This window comes from Agrobacterium vitis (genome assembly GCF_037039395.1).
GTDB lineage: Bacteria > Pseudomonadota > Alphaproteobacteria > Rhizobiales > Rhizobiaceae > Allorhizobium > Allorhizobium vitis_E.
Genome location: NZ_CP146244.1, coordinates 408,781 through 428,560, shown reverse-complemented (window position 1 = coordinate 428,560; position 19,780 = coordinate 408,781). Strand labels below are relative to the sequence as shown.

General features: G+C 57.1%; 17 protein-coding genes. 11 read left to right on the top strand and 6 right to left on the bottom strand.

The window, feature by feature from the left end; genetic code table 11:
- Positions 1 to 112 precede the first annotated feature (112 nt).
- Both V6582_RS23385 and V6582_RS23380 read left to right on the top strand, forming a co-directional pair.
- Positions 113 to 1,402, top strand: coding sequence for an L-fuconate dehydratase (locus tag V6582_RS23385; RefSeq protein WP_156633216.1), 1,290 nt, complete (start codon positions 113 to 115; stop codon positions 1,400 to 1,402).
- A 53-nt stretch (positions 1,403 to 1,455) separates the two neighbouring features.
- On the top strand, positions 1,456 to 2,469 hold the full coding sequence (locus V6582_RS23380) for a zinc-binding alcohol dehydrogenase family protein (protein ID WP_156633218.1): 1,014 nt from the start codon (positions 1,456 to 1,458) through the stop codon (positions 2,467 to 2,469).
- 66 nt (positions 2,470 to 2,535) lie between these two features.
- Here the strand turns inward: V6582_RS23380 and V6582_RS23375 are convergent, their stop codons facing one another.
- The 3 genes from V6582_RS23375 to V6582_RS23365 form a co-directional block, all read right to left on the bottom strand.
- Positions 2,536 to 3,144: a J domain-containing protein gene (locus V6582_RS23375; protein ID WP_156633220.1), complete on the bottom strand. Its 609-nt coding sequence runs from the start codon at positions 3,142 to 3,144 to the stop codon at positions 2,536 to 2,538.
- A 119-nt stretch (positions 3,145 to 3,263) separates the two neighbouring features.
- Positions 3,264 to 4,634, bottom strand: coding sequence for a sensor histidine kinase (locus tag V6582_RS23370; protein ID WP_156633221.1), 1,371 nt, complete (start codon positions 4,632 to 4,634; stop codon positions 3,264 to 3,266).
- Entirely contained in the window at positions 4,631 to 5,299 is a 669-nt protein-coding gene (locus V6582_RS23365; RefSeq protein ID WP_156633223.1) for a response regulator transcription factor, read from the bottom strand. Before V6582_RS23365 ends, V6582_RS23370 begins: the two co-directional genes overlap by 4 nt.
- Before the next feature lie 246 nt (positions 5,300 to 5,545).
- Here V6582_RS23365 and V6582_RS23360 point away from each other — a divergent pair, with 246 nt between their 5' ends.
- Positions 5,546 to 6,043, top strand: coding sequence for a hypothetical protein (locus tag V6582_RS23360; RefSeq protein WP_156633225.1), 498 nt, complete (start codon positions 5,546 to 5,548; stop codon positions 6,041 to 6,043).
- 101 nt (positions 6,044 to 6,144) lie between these two features.
- Complete coding sequence (locus V6582_RS23355; protein WP_156633227.1) at positions 6,145 to 6,543, top strand: hypothetical protein; 399 nt, start codon at positions 6,145 to 6,147, stop codon at positions 6,541 to 6,543.
- Positions 6,544 to 6,719: 176 nt separating this feature from the next.
- Here the strand turns inward: V6582_RS23355 and V6582_RS23350 are convergent, their stop codons facing one another.
- Positions 6,720 to 7,664, bottom strand: a complete 945-nt coding sequence (locus tag V6582_RS23350; protein ID WP_156633228.1) for an AraC family transcriptional regulator — start codon at positions 7,662 to 7,664, stop codon at positions 6,720 to 6,722.
- A 192-nt stretch (positions 7,665 to 7,856) separates the two neighbouring features.
- Here V6582_RS23350 and V6582_RS23345 point away from each other — a divergent pair, with 192 nt between their 5' ends.
- The 6 genes from V6582_RS23345 (at position 7,857) to V6582_RS23320 (ending at position 16,800) form a co-directional block, all read left to right on the top strand.
- Complete coding sequence (locus V6582_RS23345) at positions 7,857 to 9,329, top strand: alpha-glucosidase/alpha-galactosidase (RefSeq protein ID WP_156633230.1); 1,473 nt, start codon at positions 7,857 to 7,859, stop codon at positions 9,327 to 9,329.
- A 114-nt stretch (positions 9,330 to 9,443) separates the two neighbouring features.
- A complete protein-coding gene (locus V6582_RS23340; RefSeq protein ID WP_156633232.1) occupies positions 9,444 to 11,531 on the top strand; it encodes an ABC transporter substrate-binding protein in 2,088 nt (695 codons plus the stop codon).
- 73 nt (positions 11,532 to 11,604) lie between these two features.
- Positions 11,605 to 12,618, top strand: coding sequence for an ABC transporter permease (locus tag V6582_RS23335; RefSeq protein ID WP_156633234.1), 1,014 nt, complete (start codon positions 11,605 to 11,607; stop codon positions 12,616 to 12,618).
- The gene (locus V6582_RS23330) at positions 12,615 to 13,733 is read left to right on the top strand and encodes an ABC transporter permease (RefSeq protein WP_156633236.1); all 1,119 of its coding nucleotides are present in this window, start codon (positions 12,615 to 12,617) and stop codon (positions 13,731 to 13,733) included. The genes V6582_RS23335 and V6582_RS23330 overlap by 4 nt, the downstream gene beginning before the upstream one ends.
- Positions 13,734 to 13,745: 12 nt before the next feature.
- A complete protein-coding gene (locus V6582_RS23325) occupies positions 13,746 to 15,413 on the top strand; it encodes an ABC transporter ATP-binding protein (RefSeq protein WP_156633237.1) in 1,668 nt (555 codons plus the stop codon).
- Between the two features lie 25 nt (positions 15,414 to 15,438).
- Positions 15,439 to 16,800 carry an alpha-glucosidase/alpha-galactosidase gene (locus V6582_RS23320; RefSeq protein WP_156633239.1) on the top strand — a complete coding sequence of 454 codons (1,362 nt, stop codon included), beginning with the start codon at positions 15,439 to 15,441 and terminating at the stop codon, positions 16,798 to 16,800.
- Between the two features lie 145 nt (positions 16,801 to 16,945).
- On the opposite strand, the gene greA is transcribed toward V6582_RS23320, so the two are convergent.
- Positions 16,946 to 17,431, bottom strand: a complete 486-nt coding sequence (gene greA, locus V6582_RS23315; RefSeq protein WP_156633241.1) for a transcription elongation factor GreA — start codon at positions 17,429 to 17,431, stop codon at positions 16,946 to 16,948.
- 180 nt (positions 17,432 to 17,611) lie between these two features.
- Complete coding sequence (locus tag V6582_RS23310; RefSeq protein ID WP_156633243.1) at positions 17,612 to 18,517, bottom strand: LysR family transcriptional regulator; 906 nt, start codon at positions 18,515 to 18,517, stop codon at positions 17,612 to 17,614.
- A gap of 177 nt (positions 18,518 to 18,694) precedes the next feature.
- On the opposite strand from V6582_RS23310, the gene V6582_RS23305 reads away from it, so the two are divergent.
- Positions 18,695 to 19,723: an IS110 family transposase gene (locus V6582_RS23305; RefSeq protein ID WP_060718548.1), complete on the top strand. Its 1,029-nt coding sequence runs from the start codon at positions 18,695 to 18,697 to the stop codon at positions 19,721 to 19,723.
- The last annotated feature ends 57 nt before the right edge of the window (positions 19,724 to 19,780 follow it).

The window sequence follows — 19,780 nt, the reverse complement described above, 5'->3', positions numbered from 1 at the left end:
CCCATAGTGACCCGTTTTTAAATGAACTGAAGAAGGCACCAATGCTTGTTTCAATTTGCAGGCCCGGCGCAAAAGCGCATCACCGCTTTGTGGACCTGCCCGAGAGGCTGATATGACCCGCATCACCAATCTCAATGTTTTCGACCTGCGTTTTCCGACATCCGCAAGCCTGGATGGCTCCGATGCCATGAACCCAGACCCGGATTATTCGGCAGCCTATGTGGTTCTGGAAACGGATGAGCCTGGCCTGGAAGGCCATGGCCTGACCTTCACCATTGGCCGTGGCAACGACATTTGCTGCATGGCAATCAAGGCCATGCGCCATCTGGTGGTGGGCGTGGATCTGGACGAGGTGCGCGCAGCACCTGGCCTGTTCTGGCGAAAGCTGACCGGCGATAGCCAGCTGCGCTGGATTGGACCCGATAAGGGTGCCATGCATCTGGCAACGGGCGCTGTCGTCAATGCCTTCTGGGATGCCATGGCAAAGCAGGCCGGTCTGCCGGTGTGGCAGTTCGTATCGACGATGTCGCCGGAAGAGATCGCCGATATCGTCGATTATCGCTATCTCACCGACGCGCTGACCCGCGAGGAAGCTGTTGCTATCCTGCGCAAGGCGGAGGACGGCAAGGCCGACCGCATCGCGCTTCTCGAAAAGCAAGGCTATCCCTGCTACACGACTTCAGCCGGATGGCTGGGATATGACGATGACAAGCTGCGTCGTCTGGCGCAGGATGCCATTGATCAGGGCTTTGATCATATCAAGATGAAGGTTGGACGTGATCTTGAGGACGACATTCGTCGCCTGACGATTGCCCGCGAGGTGATCGGGCCGGATCGTTATCTGATGGTCGATGCCAATCAGGTCTGGGAAGTAGGACAGGCCATCGACTGGATGAAAAAGCTCGCCTTTGCCAAACCCTTCTTCATCGAGGAGCCAACCAGCCCGGACGATGTGGCAGGTCACCGCAAGATCCGCGATGCCATTGCGCCGATCAAGGTCGCAACCGGCGAGATGTGCCAGAACCGTATCATGTTCAAGCAGTTCATCACCGAGGGCGCGATCGATATCGTGCAAATCGATTCCTGCCGGATGGGCGGGCTCAATGAAGTTCTGGCCGTACTGTTGTTGGCGGCGAAATACGAAAAGCCGGTCTGGCCGCATGCTGGCGGCGTCGGGCTCTGTGAATATGTCCAGCATCTTTCGATGATCGATTACATCGCGGTCTCCGGCACCAGGGACGGTCGTGTGATCGAATATGTCGACCATCTGCACGAACACTTCATCGATCCCTGCGTCATCCAGAACGCCGCCTACATGCCGCCGTCGAGTCCCGGATTCTCCATCGAGATGAAGCCGCAATCGATTGCCGCCTATACGTTTCACAAGTCAAAGACGGTCTGATGCGTCAGTTTCCAAACGCGCGACCCGTCATCCACTGAATAAAGGACATCCTGATGAAAGCGCTCATCTGCGACGAGCCCGGCCGCCTCTCCCTTATCGAGCGCGCGCCACCCTCACGGGCAGCAAACGAGGTTCTTGTGCGCATCCGCCATGTCGGCATCTGCGGCACGGATTTTCACATCTATGCGGGCAAGCATCCCTTCCTGGAATATCCTCGGGTCATGGGACATGAATTGTCGGGAACGGTTGCGGAAGCGCCTGCAGGCAGCCGGTTGAAGACCGGAGATGCCGTCTATATCGTTCCCTACCTGTCCTGCGGCGCCTGCCATGCCTGCCGCAAGGGTCTGTCGAATGCCTGCCAGAACATCCGGGTTCTTGGCGTTCACTGTGACGGCGGCATGGCCGAATATGTGAGCGTGCCGGAAGAGAATGTCGTACCGACGGGGGGCATTTCACTTGCGGATGCGGCGATGATCGAGTTTCTGGCCATCGGCGCCCATGGTGTGAAACGCGGCAACATCCAACAGCAGGATCGTGTTCTCGTCACCGGCTCCGGGCCGATCGGCATGTCGGCTATCATCTTTGCCAAGGCAAGAGGCGCGCATGTGACGGTGATGGATACCCGCGAGGATCGCCTGGCCTTTGCCGTGGACCGCCTTATGGCGGATCAATCGCTGTTCGCCGATGCGTCGGCTGAGGCCGAAGTCGAGAGGATGACCGGTGGCGATGGGTTCGACGTGGTGATCGATGCCACCGGCAATGCCATTCCGATGCAGCGTGGTTTCAATTTCCTCGCCCATGGCGCACGCTACGTCCTGCTTTCCGTCGTTCGCCAGGACATCACCTTCTCTGATCCGGAATTCCACAAGCGCGAGGCAACGCTGATCGCCAGCCGCAATGCCCAACCGGACGATTTTGCCGAAGTCGTCCGCCAGATCGAGGCTGGCAAGGTGCCAACGCGAGCCCTGAACACCCATACCGGCCACCTTGATGATGGCGTCAAGCTTTTTCAGGAATGGTCCCAGCCGCAAGCCGGTGTGATCAAGGCTATCCTAGAGATTGGCTAGGTTCAGGGGTTGGCAATTCAGGAGACAGGCCGCACTTGAACCTGGATGTTCTTTCGTGTGCTACACTCAACAAAATCCGTTGAGCTTAAGGATTTTATGGGCGTCGATCGAAGCCTGAAGCTTGTCCTCGGAGTTTCGATCGCCGTTATTTGCGTCCGGATGATGCATTTTGAGCTTCTGCTTATAGCGGCTTCTGATCTCTTCCGGCGTTGCATCCGGCGAAAGGCCAAGCGTCTCGAAAGCCTTCGCTTCCAACACCTTGAGCTTACGGCGCTGAGTATCCAATTTTTCCGCCTGGCGCTGTGCAGCACTTTTACGTGCGTTTGTCGCCTTTGCCGAGCCGGAGCGGGCCGTGGAAGGGAGCGGAATTTCCGAGGGTTTATTGACGCTGGTTCCCCACGTCTGCAGCTTGCCGCTCGCCGCATCCTTCTGATAGCGCGCTGTTACAGGGTCGGACAGATTGGGTGCGAAATTGTAACCTTTGGTATAGGTTTTCACATGATCGGCACAGAACAGCAGATAGAGACCCTCGGCATTTCGTCCGACAGGGGCGCGATGCGTTCCACCCTTTTCGCAGCCATCCCATTGGCATTTCGGACCTGTCGATCCACGGTCTGGAGCAGGCTTTTTACGTGTCGACCGTAGGCCAACAAAAATCTTTGAATCAGAGGTCATGCTGCCTTATATGGCTTTACCGCTACGGTCGGCAAGGAATTTGGACAAGGGTGCTTTACAGAAAATGCGTCGGCCGTCACGATTGGTTGACCAGTCAAGATAAGCGCCATTTCATCGGGTTATTCTAGGGAACCTTTGGCGGCTGGAAGTACAAGCACCGCACGTAAGCCGGTCGGGGCAATCCGCTCCAGTTCAAACGATCCCCCATAGAGACCGGCCATTTCCGTTACAATCGTCAGACCAAAACCATCACCTGGAACCCGTTCATCTTCCCGAACGCCAGGCAGTAGAACTATATGGAGACGCTCCAAGGGAATGCCGGGACCATCGTCTTCAACGCTGATCCTCACCATGGGACCGTCCCGCACAGCAAGAACTGAAACATGCTCCGATGCCCATTTGAAGGCGTTGTCGATCAGGTTGCCAAACATTTCCTCGACATCCTTGTCGTCGCAGGCGACACACAACCCGTCCGCCACTTCGGTTTGAAAGCTAATCCCACGATCTGCATGGATAAGGCTGATCGCTCCATAGACGTCGGCAATTGACTGAGCCACATTGGTGCGCGCAACTATGTTTGCCGATGCCATCACCCGACGAGCGGCACTGAGATGGTGCTTGATCCTATTGTCTATTCTGGCAACGAGGTCGCGCAGCGCGCCGTCCTGATCATTCCCGTCATTCAGCGCGAGCAGCAGGCTGGCAACGGGTGTCTTCAATCCATGCGCGAGATTGGCAAACTGAATGCGTGTTGCGGCAAGTCTTTCCTCATTGGCTTCAATCAGCGCATTGGTCTTGGATGCCAGTGGCGCGAGTTCGATGATGGGTATATCGGGAAGCCGAGACCTTTCTCCACGGTTGATGGCGTCGATGTCGGCAGCCATCGAAGTGAGGGGGCGAAGGCCAAAGCGGATCTGCCAGAGCGTGCCAATCATCAGCACAGCGCCCAACAGCAGCATGCTGGGTGCCAACCAAAGCAAGGCGCCAACAGCAGGATCGGCAAGTGCGGCTTGAGGCGCGGACACTGTAATCGTCATGATGGCGCCAGCGACATCCCGGGTGCTCTGACGCAAATAGAGCTTTTGCCCGTGATCATGCCCCTCTCCAGGGGTCGGCGTGGCGGTGATCATGTGGAAAAAATCTTGGCGCAGTGGCGGTGTGTCTATGGTTCCATCCAACAGCGAACGCGAGGTGAGCTGCTGCCCCATGCTCTCGATCTGCCAATACCAGCCTGATCCGGGGCGATCGAAAGGCGGCGCATCCAGCGGTGTGGAAAGCTTGAGCCTACCGCCTTCATCCCGCACCACCGCACTGGCCAGCGCACTGATCTGCGTGTCGAGGCGCTGATCGATCTGCTCGCGGATGACGGTTTTGAGCGCCAGCCACAGAACGACAGACGCCACCACGAGGGCCAGGGTCACGAAGATACCGGAAAAGACCAGCAGGCGTCCGGCAATTGATCTGGGCCGATTAAGCGCCGGAAATATCATGGCTGCCCCGACGCTGTCAGCATATAGCCCCGACCGCGGACGGTCTCGATAATGTCAGAACCAAGCTTCTTGCGCAGCCTTGCGATGATGACTTCGATGGAGTTGGAATCCACCTCAGCGTCTCCGTCGTAAACCCGCTCATTCAGCTCGCGCCGATCAACAACCGTCTCCTTCCTGAGCATAAGGCATGACAGCACCCGCCATTCCAGCGCGGTCAGTTTGACTGGAAGCCCATTCAGCTCAAATGTGCCGAGTTGAGCATCAAACATCAGCGCGCCACAGCAAATACGCGAGGAAGCATGGCCGGTTGCCCGGCGCACCAGAGCCCGCAGCCTTAGCACCAGCTCTTCGATTTTGAACGGCTTTGCAAGGAAGTCGTCCGCGCCAGCCTTGAAGCTCGAGACCTTGTCCGGCCAGCCGTCACGCGCAGTCAGGACAAGGACGGGGAGATTGCGTTCGCTTTCACGCCACCCTTTCAGGACCGTGACGCCATCGATCTTCGGTAGCCCGAGATCAAGCACGGCAATATCGAACAGCTCGGTCAGTCCGGCATGGAGCGCGTCCTCGCCATTGCGGGCGATGTCGACCACGAAGTTCTCCGACCTGAGCGCAGTGGCGATCCGGCCACTCAGGTCGTCATCATCTTCGACGAGCAGTACGCGCATGAGAACTGACTTTCATTTGCAAGGAGGAGATCCAGATTTATCGAAAATGGCTGAACTGAATCTGAACCAGAAGGTTCAGCGGGGTAACGGCAGATGAGGTGTAGTTTTCCCTGGAGTTTGTCAGGGGAAGTGGAAACCGGTTTTCCCGAAAAGACAAACGCACACGACAGACTCTAGAGCAGTTCCAACACAGTATGCAGCGGTTTTGCATTCGGAAATGCTCTGGTCAATCACCAAGGAGAATGAATGATGACGGTCGAACATCCTAGCGACGGGCATCCGGAAAAGGCTGGCAGGCCTTCTCCTCCGCACGAGCGACGGAAACGATACTGGATGGCTCTTCCCGCCATCGCCGTGGCGCTCGCCATCGGCGCGGTTGGGGGTGCCGGTGTAATGAAGCTGGTGCGTCCCGCCCCCGAAATGGCCCCAATGTCTCCCGTTGCCATTTCAATGATGCCGGCATCAAGTCTGGTCACCATCAAGGGAAAAGTCAGCGAGATTTACGGCAACAAGTTCATCCTGCAGGACGACAGCGGCAAGGCTCTGGTCGAAACCGGACCGGCTGGAGACGGCGGCGGCCTCGTCACGAAGGATGACGTCGTGACCATCCAGGGTCGGTTTGACGATGGCTTCGTGCATGCGAGCTACCTTGTCGATAGCAGCGGGAAGACAGCGGATCTTGGCCCGCCAGGTCCGCCGCCGCATAGACCGTTCGGTGACTTCGCCAATAAACCTGTCCCCTGAGCTTCGTGGACCATGAGCAACCTGGACCAGAAGTCGCCCGAACCAAAAGTCGTTTGTCACGTTAAGTGATGCGCTTTCCACTCCACCAAAGGAAAAGTCCTATGAAACGCTACATTCTTTCCGCCGTCGCTCTTGCTGCACTGGCCGGAACCGCATTTGCCCAGCAGCCGCCAGTACCGCCACAGCCACCAGCAGCACCCGTTGCGGGCGCCGTGGCTCCCGACGCCGATGCCGCAACTCCGCCACCACCGCCATCAGGCATGCCAGCCGGGCCGGAAGAGCGTGCAGGACCTCCGCCGCGTGGCCCGGAAGGCCCGATGGGTGGTCCGCGTGGCCATCGCCCACCGCCGCCGCCAGCGCCTTCCAAGGCAGCCCATTTCCGGGTTGAGGATGGCGACACCAGGATCGACATCAAATGCGCTGACGATGAGCCGATGAAGGCCTGCGCCGATATCTTGCTTCAGGTTATTGATCGGTTGAATGGACCTGCACATCCCTAAGCATTGACGATCCCCGTTGTCGCACGGCCAGATAGCCGTGCGACAACAACATCCATAACGGGCAACCATTAGGCTCGTTCATGCTTCAAGGCATAGTGAGCGGTTCGCTTACCCCGTCAAGTTTCGATTCAAACCACCACCAACCCGGCAAATGGGGTGAACCCGCCAGCACCTCATCATTCGTTCAAGTCCCGCCTATGAAATCGAGCCGGTTTTGTCTCGGCCTCAACAACGCTTTTCACCATGCTTGAGTACATTCCGGTCGTTCTGAACTCGGTCGGACTGGCACCGAAATGACGCCTGAAGACCTTGGAGAAATAGTTCGGCTCTTCAAAGCCGCACATCGTCGATATCTCCTTTACGGAAAGATGCGAGCCTTTTGTCAGCAGTTTGACCGCTCTTTTCAGACGTTTGTGCAGCACGAATTCCGCTGGCGGCATGCCTTCGCTCGCAGCAAAAACCCGTGAGAAATGGGCTCGGCTGAGACCAGACACTGCCGCCAGTTGCTCAACGGAAAGAGACTGATCCAGATTGGCCGAGATATGATCGATGACATGCTGCATTGTGCGATATTCCGCGCTCAAGGTCGGATGTGAGCCAAAAACATCGTCATAAAGCGCCATGGCGGCCTCATAAGCGATTGCCGAGGCCCGGCCAGGCGTATCCGCGCCGCCGGCAATGAGGCGTTGGCTGCAATCGGCAAGGTGCTCGATGGTCTGCTGGTTCAGGGTGAGAATAGGCCCCATGGCCGTGAGGATCGCGTTGTGGATTCGCAGCGCTTCCTCGCCATTCATCGAGATCCAGAAGAATTCCCAGCGCCCCCCGGGCTCCAGCCAATAACGGTGATTATGCGGCACCAGGACCAGCAATGTCTGGCCCGGCATGACCCGATAGGTGCTGTTTTCATAGCGCAGGTTTCCGGCACCCGAGATCGTGTGCTGAAGAACGGTAAACGGTGTTTGCCCGCGCTTCCTGCCATCCCAATCATAGGTAGCATCGCTGCGCACTTCATAGCCTGTGCTTGTCGGCATGGTATGCAGGCTATGGCGCCCCCGGGGCAGCGAGACGGTGCGCATGATTGGCCCAGCGTCAATCATCGTCTTTAGCACAGAATTACCCATGAAAGCATAATACCTCTCTGGTGGTCTGAACGATTTTACAGATAATGCCGCTCAAGAGGAAAATATACATTGATCGCGGCAATATTCGCAAGCAATGCGACCGGCATCGACGGGGCGTTTCATTTCGCCTGTGCGAATCAATTTTACCCTCTCGAGAGACAAAACGGTCTAACACCTGTGGAGGAGCATTGTATGAGCAGCTTCAAGATCGCCATCATCGGGGCTGGCAGCGTCGGCTTTACCAAGAAACTTTTCACCGACCTTTTGAGTGTGCCGGAGTTTCACGATGTGGAATTTGCTCTGGCGGATATCAGCCAGCACAATCTTGATATGATCAAGACAATTCTGGACCGGATTGTCGAGGCAAACAGGCTGCCTGCCAAGGTGACGGCGTCTACGGATCGCCGCGACGCCATTGCCGGTGCCCGTTATATCATCAGCTGCGTGCGCGTCGGCGGTCTTGGGGCCTATGCCGACGATATCAGCATTCCGCTGAAATATGGTGTTGATCAATGTGTGGGCGATACGATTTGCGCCGGCGGCATTCTCTATGGCCAGCGCAATATTCCGGTCATCCTGGATTTCTGCAAGGATATCCGCGAACTGGCCGAACCGGGAGCAAAATTCCTCAACTACGCCAATCCCATGGCAATGAATACCTGGGCGGCGATCGAATATGGCAAGGTGGATACGATCGGGCTTTGCCACGGTGTGCAGCATGGCGCCGAGCAGATAGCCGAGATTTTGGGGGCGGGTCCTGGCGAGCTGGATTACATTTGCTCTGGTATCAATCACCAGACCTGGTTTGTCGATGTGCGCGTCAAGGGCCGCAAGATTGGCAAACAGGAACTGATCGATGCCTTTGAGGCCCATCCGGTATTCTCGCAGCAGGAGAAGCTGCGTATCGATGTTTTGAAACGCTTCGGGGTCTATTCGACCGAGAGCAACGGCCATTTGTCGGAATATTTGCCATGGTATCGCAAGCGGCCGGAAGAGATTACCCGCTGGATTGACATGTCCGACTGGATTCATGGCGAAACCGGCGGTTATCTGCGCTATTCGACGGAGACCCGGAACTGGTTTGAAACCGAATTTCCGCAGTTTCTGGAAAGTGCGGGCAAGCCGCTTGATCCGGCCAAACGCTCCAATGAACATGCCAGTCATATTCTCGAAGCTCTGGAAACCGGGCGGGTCTATCGCGGCCATTTCAATGTGAAAAACAATGGAATCATCACCAATCTTCCCTCGGATGCCATTATTGAATCGCCCGGATTTGTCGATCGCTTCGGCATCAACATGGTGGCAGGTATTACCCTGCCGGAAGCCTGCGCGGCGACCTGCATTTCCTCCATCAATGTTCAACGGATGTCAGTGCATGCGGCTATTTCGGGGGATATCGATCTTCTGAAACTCGCGGTGTTGCATGATCCGCTGGTGGGGGCGATCTGCACGCCGGAAGAAGTCTGGCAGATGGTGGATGAAATGGTGGTGGCCCAGGCCGAATGGTTGCCGCAATATGCCCATGCCATTCCGCAGGCCAAGGAGCGCCTGAGCCGTGCCACCGTCAAGACACGCGACTGGAAGGGCGTTGCCCGACGCGATGTGCGCTCCATTGATGAATTGCGGGCCGAAAAACAAGCGACAAAGCTGAAGGCCGCAAGCTGATCCAGACAAAAGCATGACATCCGGTTTCTGAGGAGGGACTGGATGCCATGACCCGCAAGGGAGCGCCGCGCATTTTGCGGCACAGCTATAAGAAGTGAGGAGGGAACAACCATCATGAAAAGCGTCATCCATACCGGAAAGGCCGCTGCCCTGTTGCTGGGCGTGTCGGTTTTTGCTGTTGCAGCCTTTGCGTCCGAGCCGACCGTGGTGCCCGAGGCTCCGCCCTTTCCGGGGCAAGGCAAGATCACCTATGTGCCGCGTGACTCCATTGAGGAGTTCAAAGCCCTGCCAAATTACAGCGAGCCGGATTGGGTGACGGAGAAATTCGTCAAAACCGGCAAACTGCCACCAGTGAAGGAGCGCCTGCCGAAAGAGCCTCTGGTGTTCAAGACCGGCAATATGCCCGATGGCATCGGTGTCTATGGCGATACCTTGCGCCACGTGATTGGTGGCAGGCCCGAGGGCTGGAACTATTCGGCAGGCCAGACCCAAGGCTGGGGCGGTATCGATATTGCCATGTCGGAATGCCTCACCCGTACAGCCCCGCTGTTTCAGGTGAAGGCCGATGATGTCGAACCTTTGCCCAATCTCGCCAAGAGCTGGGATTGGTCTGCGGATGGACACACGCTGACCATGCATCTGATCGAAGGCGCAAAATGGTCGGATGGCGTGCCGTTCACCTCCGATGATGTGATGTTCTACTGGAATGACAATGTTCTGGACCGAAACGTCACGCCCTTGAACGGCGCAACGCCCGAAACTTTTGGCGAAGGCACGAAACTGAAAGCCATTGACGATTATACCGTCGAATGGACCTTCAAGGAGGCGTTTCCGCGGCAATATCTGTTCGCCATGGCTTACGGAACATTCTGCCCCGGTCCAGCCCATATTCTCAAAACCAAACACCCGAAATATGCCAAGGACTTCACCTATGATCAGTATAAAAACGGCTTTCCGCCTGAATATATGAACATTCCGGTGATGGGTGCCTGGGTGCCCGTGTCCTATCGTTCTGATGATATGATCGTGCTACGCCGCAATCCCTATTACTGGAAGGTGGATGAGCAGGGACATCAATTGCCCTATATCAATGAGATTCACTACAAGCTCTCGACATGGGCCGACCGCGATGTGCAGGCGATTGCTGGCTCCGGCGACCTGTCCAATCTTGAGCAGCCGGAAAATTTCGTCGAAAGCCTGAAGCGGGCAGCGCAGCCATCTGCCCCCTCACGCCTCGCCTTTGGGGCACGCCTGATTGGCTATAATCTGCGGCTCAACTATTCGGCCAATGGCTGGGGTGATCCCGATGCGCGCGGTCAGGCGGTGCGCGAGCTGAACCGCAATGCCGATTTCCGCAAAGCCATTACCATGGCCCTTGATCGTAAGAAGATCGGGGAATCTCTGGTCAAGGGACCGTTCACCGCCATTTATCCGGGCGGACTGTCGTCTGGAACGAGCTTTTATGATCGCCAATCGACCGTTTATTATCCCTTCGATCTCGCGGGTGCCAAGGCGTTGCTGGCCAAGGCCGGGCTGAAGGATACAGATGGCGATGGTTTCGTCAATTTCCCGGCGGGCGTGGCGGCTGGTCAGGATGTGCAGATCGTTCTGCTTTCCACTTCAGACTATGGAACCGATCGCAACCTTGCCGAAGGTGTGATTGGCCAGATGGAAAAGCTGGGCCTGAAAGTGGTGCTGAACTCGATGGATGGTGTCAAACGCGATCAGGCCAATTTTGGCGGTCGGTTCGATTGGATGATCCGCCGCAATGATCCCGACATGACATCCGTGGTGCAAAACACCGCGCAACTGGCGCCGACCGGGCCACGCACTAGCGGGCATCACCGCGCGGGGAAGGACGGCACGGTTGATCTGATGCCCTATGAGAAGCAGTTGGTTGACATCGTCAACAGGTTCATTTCGTCTCAGGACAATGTCGAGCGACGGGATTTGATGAAACAGTATCAGAAGATCGCCACCGAAAATGTCGATACCATCGGACTGACGGAATATCCGGGGGCGCTGATCATCAACAAGCGGTTCTCCAACGTTCCGGTCGGCGCTCCGATCTTCATGTTCAACTGGGCGGAAGACACCATCATCCGCGAACGCATGTTTGTCGCCGCAGACAAGCAGGGTGATTTCGAACTGTTCAAAAACCAGCTTCCCGGCAAGCCCGGTGAAAACAAACCTCTCAACTGATCAGCAGCGCTTCAGCCTGTGAATTTTGCGCAGGCTGAAGGCAACTCCCTGAAACACTAGAGAGCACGTTCCCATGTTCCGATTTCTGCTTGTGCGCATTGCCTCTGCCATTCCTGTGCTGTTTGTTCTCAGCGTCGTGACCTTTGCCATCATCAAGGCCCCGCCGGGAGATTACAGCGACTACATCCGCTCCCAGATGATCAATCAGGGTGGCGCATCGTTTGAAGCCGCCGATGCGCAGGCGCAGGCCTATAAGGTCGCCAACGGGCTGGATAAGCCGATCCCCATCCAATACATCAACTGGATCACCGGCATCGTCACCCGGGGCGATTTTGGCCACAGCCTGTTCTACAACAAACCCGTGTCCGAAGTGGTGGGAGAGCGCCTGCCTCGAACGTTGGCGCTGGCGCTGGTTTGCCATATCCTCGCCTCCGTCATTGGCATCACCTTCGGCATTCTGGCCGCGACCCGGCAATATACCTGGGTGGATAGTCTGCTCTCCGGCGTTTCATTTCTGGGCATGACCGTGCCACGCTTCTTGATGGCGCTGATCATCGTCTACATCATGGTGTTCCATTTCAACGTCACCGAAATCAACAGTTTCAATTCCGCCAAATATGGCGGAGCGCCGTGGTCCTTTGCCAAATTCGTAGACCTGTTGCAGCATGTGTGGCCGGTGATTGCCATCGCCACCTTTGGCGGGCTGGCCTATAATATGCGCGTCATGCGCGGCAATCTGCTGGATACACTGAACGCGCGATATGTCGAAACCGCCCGCGCCAAGGGCCTCAGCGAGCGACAGGTTATCTTGCGCCATGCAGTGCCGAATGCGCTGCATCCGCTGATCATGTATCAGGGCGTGGTACTGCCCTATATGCTGACCGGCGAGATCGAAACCGCGATTATTTTTGCCCTGCCAACCGTTGGCCCAGCCATTGTCGGCTCGATGTGGGTGGGCGATGTCTATGTCACCGCAACCTTCATGCTGGTTCTCTCTGCCACACTGATTGTTGGTAATATCATTGCCGACATGCTGCTGGCGCTTCTTGATCCACGGGTTCGATTGGGCGGAGGGGCGCACGCATGAAAGCCGATGTTCAAACCATAACCATGTCCTCTTCTGCCAATACTCACGGCAATGAGACCTATCTGGCACTGGTCTGGCGACGTTTGCGGCGCTCATGGACCGGGATGATGGGCTTGGTGCTCGTCTGCCTGCTGATGCTGATGGTGGTGTTTGCCGAGTTTTTCGCCCCCGTCGATCCGAAACTGACCGGCACCGCCTTTGCGCCACCGCAGACTATCAGCATCACCGACCAGCAGGGCAATCTCGTATGGCCCCGCACCTATCCGCTCGGGGAAAGCACGGCGCTTGACCCTATTACCTTCCAGCCCATTTCAGGGCCAGACTTTGAAAACCCCGTCAATCTCGGCTTTTTCGTCAAGGGTTTCAGCTACAATCTGTTCGGTCTTTTGCCCACAGATCGACATTTCTTCGGCGCAACGGATGGCACGCCGGTGAATTTTCTCGGCACCGATAAATTTGGCCGCGATGTGCTGTCGCGCATCTTTTACGGCTCCCGCGTGTCCTTGATGATCGCATTGACGGTAGTGTTCATCGTCACCGTGGTGGGCACAACGGTTGGCATGGTCTCCGGCTATTATGGTGGCCGCTTCGATACCTGGGTGCAGCGTTTTGTCGAGCTGGTTCTGGCCTTTCCGCAATTGCCGCTCTATCTGGCACTGACTTCGCTGATCCCGGTCACCGCTCCCACCAATGTCTTTCTGGGCTTTGTCATCATCGTCATGTCAGCGCTGGGCTGGGCGCAGATGTCACGCGAGGTGCGCGGCAAGACATTGGCGCTGGCGCGTATTGATTATGTGCGGGCCGCCATGGCCATCGGGGCCACGGATCGGCGCATCATCCTTCAGCATATTTTTCCCAATGTGATGAGCCATGTCATCGTGTCCGTGACGCTGGCCATTCCAAGCGTGGTGCTGCTGGAATCCTTCCTTGGTTTTCTGGGCTTTGCGGTGAAGCCGCCGCTGATTTCCTGGGGCCTGATGTTGCAGGATACCTCGACCTATTCCGTCATCGGGTCCTATCCATGGATCCTGTCTCCCGTGGCGTTCGTGCTGATCACCGTGTTTGCGTTCAATGCGCTGGGCGATGGGTTGCGCGACGCCGTTGACCCCTATTGAGGAGGCCAAGTCATGCCAAACACCACCAATGCATTGGCGCCTGATCAGAGGCACGATCACACCAGCCGCCTCGGCACGCCGATAATCGACGCCCGCCAACTGGCCGTATCCTTTAAGGTCGAAGGTGGCACGGTGGAGGCGGTCAAGAACGTCTCCTTCCAGCTGTATCGGGGCGAAACCATTGCGGTTGTGGGCGAATCCGGCTCTGGCAAGTCGGTCACGGCCCGCATTGTCATGGGGCTTCTCACCAAGCGCGCCGCCTTATCGACCCGCTCCAGCATTGCCTATGACGGACAGAATATCCTGAAATTTTCGGATCGCCAGCGTCGGGCGCTGCGGGGAAACCGCATCTCGATGATTTTTCAGGAGCCGATGAGCTCGCTCAATCCGGTCTATACCATTGGCGCTCAGATCACCGAAGCCATCCGTGTGCATCAGAAGATGAGCAGCAAGCAGGCCATGGAGCGCACATTGGAGCTGTTGCGCCAGGTGCAAATCCCGGAGCCAGAAGCCCGCCTCAACCAATATCCGCACCAGCTGTCCGGCGGCCAGCGTCAGCGCATTATGATCGCCATGGCACTGGCCAACAACCCGGATGTGCTGATTGCCGATGAGCCGACAACGGCGCTGGATGTCACCGTACAGGCGCAGATTCTCAACCTGATCCGCGATCTGCAAAAAAGCCTGGGCATGGCGGTAATCCTGATCACCCATGATTTGACGGTCGTTCGGCAGTTTTCAGACTATGTCTATGTGATGCAGAACGGTGAGGTGAAAGAGCACAACACCACGACGGCACTGTTTGAAAATCCGCAGCATCCCTACACCCGCCATCTGCTGGCATCGGAACCCAAGGGCATGGCCAATCCCATGCCTGTCGACTCTGCCAGTATTCTGGAAGGCCGCGATGTGCGCGTGTCTTTCATGCTCAAGCATGGCGGTTTCTTCAAACCGCAGTTGAAAGAGCTGGTCGCCGTCAACAGCCTTTCCATCACCCTGCATCGCCATGAAACGCTAGGTCTGGTGGGCGAGAGCGGTTCCGGCAAAACCACCTTTGGCCAAGCCCTCGTGAAACTCATGAGCGTTGATAGCGGCCAGATCCTGTTTGACGGCCAAGCCATAGAGAACAACAGCCGCGAACAGATGCGGCCCTTGCGCTCCCGTATGCAGGTGGTGTTTCAGGACCCATTTTCCTCGCTCAACCCGCGCATGTCGGTGGGCCAGATCATTGAGGAAGGGCTCGTCGTCAACAATATCGGCACAAGCCGCAGCGAGCGGCTGGACCGCGTGCGCGAGGCGCTGATCAGCGCCGGAATGCCCGGCAATATCCTGTCGCGGTTTCCGCACGAATTTTCCGGTGGTCAACGCCAGAGGATCGCCATCGCCCGTGCCGTGGCGCTGGAGCCGGAATTCATTCTGCTGGATGAGCCGACATCGGCGCTTGATCTCTCCGTTCAAGCCCAGATCATCGACCTGTTGCGCAAGCTGCAAGACGAAAAAGGTCTGAGCTACCTCTTCATCTCCCATGATCTCAAGGTTGTTCGTGCCCTCTGCCACCGGGTTGCGGTGATGCAGCACGGGCAGATCGTCGAGCAGGGACCTGTTGAGGACATTCTCAGCCATCCCCAAACCGCCTACACCCAGCGGCTCGTCAGAGCTGCTTTCAACGTCGCCACATAATCCCCAAGACAGCGAGACCCCTATCATGACAAAACAGCCCAAAATCACCTTCATTGGTGCCGGTTCCACCGTGTTCATGAAGAATATCATTGGCGACGTATTACAACGTCCGGCACTCTCAGGTGCGCGGATCGCGCTGATGGATATCAATCCGCAGCGTCTGGAAGAAAGCGAAGTTGTTGCCAGAAAGCTGATTTCCACCCTTGGCGCATCCGCCACGGTCGAGACCTTTTCGCATCAGCGTCAAGCGCTGGAGGGGGCCAATTTCGTGGTCGTCGCCTTTCAGATCGGCGGTTATGAGCCTTGCACCGTCACCGATTTCGAAGTGCCAAAGAAATACGGTCTGCGCCAGACCATTGCCGATACATTGGGTGTCGGTGGCATCATGCGGGGCTTACGCACCGTGCCGCATCTGTGGAGCATTTGCGAGGATATGATGCAGGTCTGCCCGCAAGCGATCATGCTGCAATATGTCAACCCGATGGCCATCAACACCTGGGCGATTGCCGAGAAATATCCGGCCATCAAACAGGTTGGCCTGTGCCACTCCGTTCAGGGCACGGCCATGGAACTGGCAGAGGATCTGTCCATTCCCTATGAGGACATCCGCTACCGCTCTGCCGGTATCAACCACATGGCGTTTTACCTCAATTTTGAGCATCGCCAGCCGGATGGCTCCTATCGTGATCTCTATCCCGATCTGTTGCGCGGCTACCGGGAAGGCCGTGCGCCCAAGCCAACCTGGAACCCGCGCTGCCCCAACAAGGTGCGCTATGAAATGCTGACGCGCCTTGGCTATTTCGTCACCGAAAGCTCGGAGCATTTCGCCGAATACACGCCGTATTTCATCAAGGAAGGCCGCGAAGACCTGATCGAGAAATTCGGTATTCCACTGGATGAATATCCCAAGCGCTGCATTGAGCAGGTGGAGCGATGGAAAGATCAAGCCGCCGCCTATCGTTCCGCAGACAAGATCGAGGTCAAACCATCGAAGGAATATGCCTCCTCGATCATCAACTCAGTCTGGACGGGTGAACCCTCGGTGATTTACGGCAACCTGCGCAACAATGGCTGCATCACCTCGCTACCGGACAATTGCGCCGTGGAAGTACCCTGCCTGGTCGATGACAACGGCATTCAGCCCACCACCATCGGTGCCCTGCCACCGCAACTGACGGCCCTGATGCGCACCAATATCAACGTGCAGGAACTGACGGTGGCTGCCTTGATTAACGAAAACCCCGCACACCTCTATCATGCCGCGATGATGGACCCGCATACCGCAGCCGAACTCGACCTCGACCAGATCTGGTCATTGACGACGGACCTGTTGAAGGCTCACGACCAGTGGATTCCACAATGGGCCCGCATCGGTGGGGTAGCGTAACGACGACAGCCTGTCAGGTTCAGATGGAACCTGACAGGCTCTAGCGAAGACCGGTGTCCACTTTTCGCTGGTGCGATCGTTCAATTCTGTCTCATCAGCGCTGATACCGGCAACCGATGACCCATCGTTTTGCATTCGCTCCAGATCACGGCGAGATAGCCGTGATCTCAAGCTCTTGATCACCAAGATTGACGACATCACCGACAGCCTTGCCGATAAGCACCCTTGCCACCGGGGAGACATAGGAGATCGATCCCGCTTTTGGATCGGCTTCGTCTTCGCCGACGATACGATAGGTTTGGACGCGCCCATCATCACGGGTGAACGTCACGGTCGTCCCAAAAGCAACATGATCTGCGGAGGTCGGATCGGGCATGACCTGAGCCGTGTGAAGCCTCTCTTCAAGGTAGTTCAAATCCCGAAAAGGGCTGGCCATCTGCCGACGCCGTTCATTGACGTCCTCAATTGCCCGCGCGGCATCATAGGCCTCACGTGCTTGCAAACGTTGCCGTTCCAGAGCTTTTAATCCCGATTCCGTCACAAGATTCGGATGTGGCGAAATCGGGCGCTCGGGCAGTAGTGTTTCAGCTGCCGTTTCCGCACTGTCTTCCTTGGTAAATGCAACACTCATATTCGATCTCTATTCAAAACTTTATAAGCCCCTACCGTCCAGGAAGTTCCACGTTTCCCAAGGCAAAGTCTAACGGCCAATGCCAAACCCGAGGACACCGAAAAAATAACCGCGCAGCGATCATCGTACGGGATAGTGTAGCATGACACATAGTGTGCTCGTAACGCCCTCAGCAGAAAACTATCGCTGATGCAGGAAGCCTTGAAGACGCGGCGCCATGAAATCGAGAAAGACACGGACGCGATGCGCCAGACGGCGTCCACCGAGATAGAGGGCATTGATCTCCTCCTCGTCACCTTCCACCGCCGAGGCAAGAACCTCGACCAGACGCCCGGCGGCCAGATCGGCGCGGACGTGATAATCGCCGAGGCGGGCGAGCCCGACGCCTGCAATTGCCATGCGCCGCACCGTCTCTCCGTTGTTGGCAACGAGCGATCCATGGACGGCACGATCGACGATCCGGCCACTCTCCCTTAGAGGCCACACCGGTGCTATCCTGCGGAAGTTGAACCCAAGACAATTATGCTGCCCGAGATCCTCGATGGTTTGGGGCATGCCGTGGCTCTCAAGATAAGCGGGGGCTGCGACGATCTTGCGACGGGCGACGCCGATGCGACGCGCCATCATCGTCGAATTCTGCAAACTGCCCACCCGGAAGGCGACGTCGGTACGCTCCATATAGAGATCGATAATGTCATCGGACAGCGACAGGTCGACAATAATGTTGGGATGGGCTTGCCAGAAGGCGGGCAATAAAGGTTCGAGACCAAGCACGCCAAACGCAACCGAGGCATTGACCCGCACCGTTCCGCCTGCGCTGGCCGCACCCTTGGACAGTTCCTGCTCGATGTCGTCGAGGTCGGCCAGCAAGATCAGACTGCGTTCGTAATAGATCTGCCCCTCATCGGTCAGCGACAATCGGCGTGTCGACCGCTCCAGCAATCGGACGCCCAATCGCTGTTCGATCCGATTGAGAAGTTTGCTGACCGTTGATGGCGTCATCTTCAGCAGGCGTGCGGCCTCGGAAAAACTACCCGCTTCCACCACCCTCGCGAAAACCTGCATCTCGCCAGCCCGGTTATCCATTGGGGATCTCCATCTGTGAATAAGTTTCACAGATAAAGTGGAGATTGGACCGGTTATCAAGTGCCTTTTAGGCGCATACCTATCCTGCATGGCGAAATTTTCTGATGATGTGGACACCCCCACCACTACCGCCGAGAATATCGGCAGGGACCAATCAAACGTTGGAAAGGAAACGGGATGTCCAGGCTGACAATCGGAATCGACCTTGCAAAGAATGTCTTCCAGGTTCACGGCATTGATGACAGCAGTCGTGTCGTGATCGCTCAGAAACTCCGGCGCACACACCTTCTTGCATTCTTTGCCAAGCTGGAGCCGAGTCTGATCGGCATGGAGGCGTGCGGCTCCGCGCATCACTGGGCTCGCGAACTGACAGGCATGGGCCATGAGGTCAAGCTGATGGCGCCGGCTTATGTGAAGCCGTACGTGAAGCGGGGGAAGAACGACATGGTGGATGCCGAGGCGATCTGCGAGGCTGTGACCCGGCCGACCATGCGGTTCGTTCCAATCAAAACCGCGTCGCAGCAGTCGATCCTGATGGTGCACAAGTCGCGTGCTCTCCTCATCCGGCAGAGGACCATGCTGGTGAACGCCTTACGAGGCCATCTCACCGAGATCGGCATCGTGGCGCCGGTCGGGATCGAAAGAACGGCAGAGCTCGTCGAGCGGGTGCTCGCACACGAGCCGACAGAGCTGGACGTTCCGCCGCTCGTGACTGACATTGTCGTATCCTTGGCCAGGCAAATCGACTCCCTGACCGCCGAGGTCAGGACACTTGAAGCCAAGATACGCGAATGGCAACGAACGAGCGAAGCAGGCCGCAGGCTTGCGACGATCCCGGGCGTCGGCGTCATCACTGCCACAGCACTGGCGGCGACGGTGCCTGATGCGTCAGTCTTCAGGTCGGGGCGAGAATTTGCCGCATGGCTCGGGCTGACGCCACGATCGAATTCGTCTGGAGGAAAAGAGCGCCTCGGCAGGATCACGAAGGCCGGGAACCGATATCTGCGAACGCTGCTGATCGTCGGCGCGACAGCCGTCCTCAGGCATGTCAGGCATAAGATGCACGGGCCGCTCATCGAGTGGGTCAGGAAATTGTTGTTAACGAAGCCCCCGCGCCTGACGACCGTGGCGCTGGCGAACAAGATGGCGCGGATCGCATGGGCCGTGATGACTCGGCAGACGGTATACACAAACGCCATCGCATAGAAACCGACGCACCAGCGTCACCGAGTTCGGAGGGCCTGCCAGACGATCGTGATGAAT

What these genes read in the sequence shown, in the direction of transcription:
- V6582_RS23385 (WP_156633216.1), top strand. Translation starts at nt 113, where the DNA reads ATGACCCGCATCACCAATCTCAATGTTTTCGACCTGCGTTTTCCGACA.
- V6582_RS23380 (WP_156633218.1), top strand. Translation starts at nt 1,456, where the DNA reads ATGAAAGCGCTCATCTGCGACGAGCCCGGCCGCCTCTCCCTTATCGAG.
- V6582_RS23375 (WP_156633220.1), bottom strand. Translation starts at nt 3,144, where the DNA reads ATGACCTCTGATTCAAAGATTTTTGTTGGCCTACGGTCGACACGTAAA.
- V6582_RS23370 (WP_156633221.1), bottom strand. Translation starts at nt 4,634, where the DNA reads ATGATATTTCCGGCGCTTAATCGGCCCAGATCAATTGCCGGACGCCTG.
- V6582_RS23365 (WP_156633223.1), bottom strand. Translation starts at nt 5,299, where the DNA reads ATGCGCGTACTGCTCGTCGAAGATGATGACGACCTGAGTGGCCGGATC.
- V6582_RS23360 (WP_156633225.1), top strand. Translation starts at nt 5,546, where the DNA reads ATGATGACGGTCGAACATCCTAGCGACGGGCATCCGGAAAAGGCTGGC.
- V6582_RS23355 (WP_156633227.1), top strand. Translation starts at nt 6,145, where the DNA reads ATGAAACGCTACATTCTTTCCGCCGTCGCTCTTGCTGCACTGGCCGGA.
- V6582_RS23350 (WP_156633228.1), bottom strand. Translation starts at nt 7,664, where the DNA reads ATGGGTAATTCTGTGCTAAAGACGATGATTGACGCTGGGCCAATCATG.
- V6582_RS23345 (WP_156633230.1), top strand. Translation starts at nt 7,857, where the DNA reads ATGAGCAGCTTCAAGATCGCCATCATCGGGGCTGGCAGCGTCGGCTTT.
- V6582_RS23340 (WP_156633232.1), top strand. Translation starts at nt 9,444, where the DNA reads ATGAAAAGCGTCATCCATACCGGAAAGGCCGCTGCCCTGTTGCTGGGC.
- V6582_RS23335 (WP_156633234.1), top strand. Translation starts at nt 11,605, where the DNA reads ATGTTCCGATTTCTGCTTGTGCGCATTGCCTCTGCCATTCCTGTGCTG.
- V6582_RS23330 (WP_156633236.1), top strand. Translation starts at nt 12,615, where the DNA reads ATGAAAGCCGATGTTCAAACCATAACCATGTCCTCTTCTGCCAATACT.
- V6582_RS23325 (WP_156633237.1), top strand. Translation starts at nt 13,746, where the DNA reads ATGCCAAACACCACCAATGCATTGGCGCCTGATCAGAGGCACGATCAC.
- V6582_RS23320 (WP_156633239.1), top strand. Translation starts at nt 15,439, where the DNA reads ATGACAAAACAGCCCAAAATCACCTTCATTGGTGCCGGTTCCACCGTG.
- greA (WP_156633241.1), bottom strand. Translation starts at nt 17,431, where the DNA reads ATGAGTGTTGCATTTACCAAGGAAGACAGTGCGGAAACGGCAGCTGAA.
- V6582_RS23310 (WP_156633243.1), bottom strand. Translation starts at nt 18,517, where the DNA reads ATGGATAACCGGGCTGGCGAGATGCAGGTTTTCGCGAGGGTGGTGGAA.
- V6582_RS23305 (WP_060718548.1), top strand. Translation starts at nt 18,695, where the DNA reads ATGTCCAGGCTGACAATCGGAATCGACCTTGCAAAGAATGTCTTCCAG.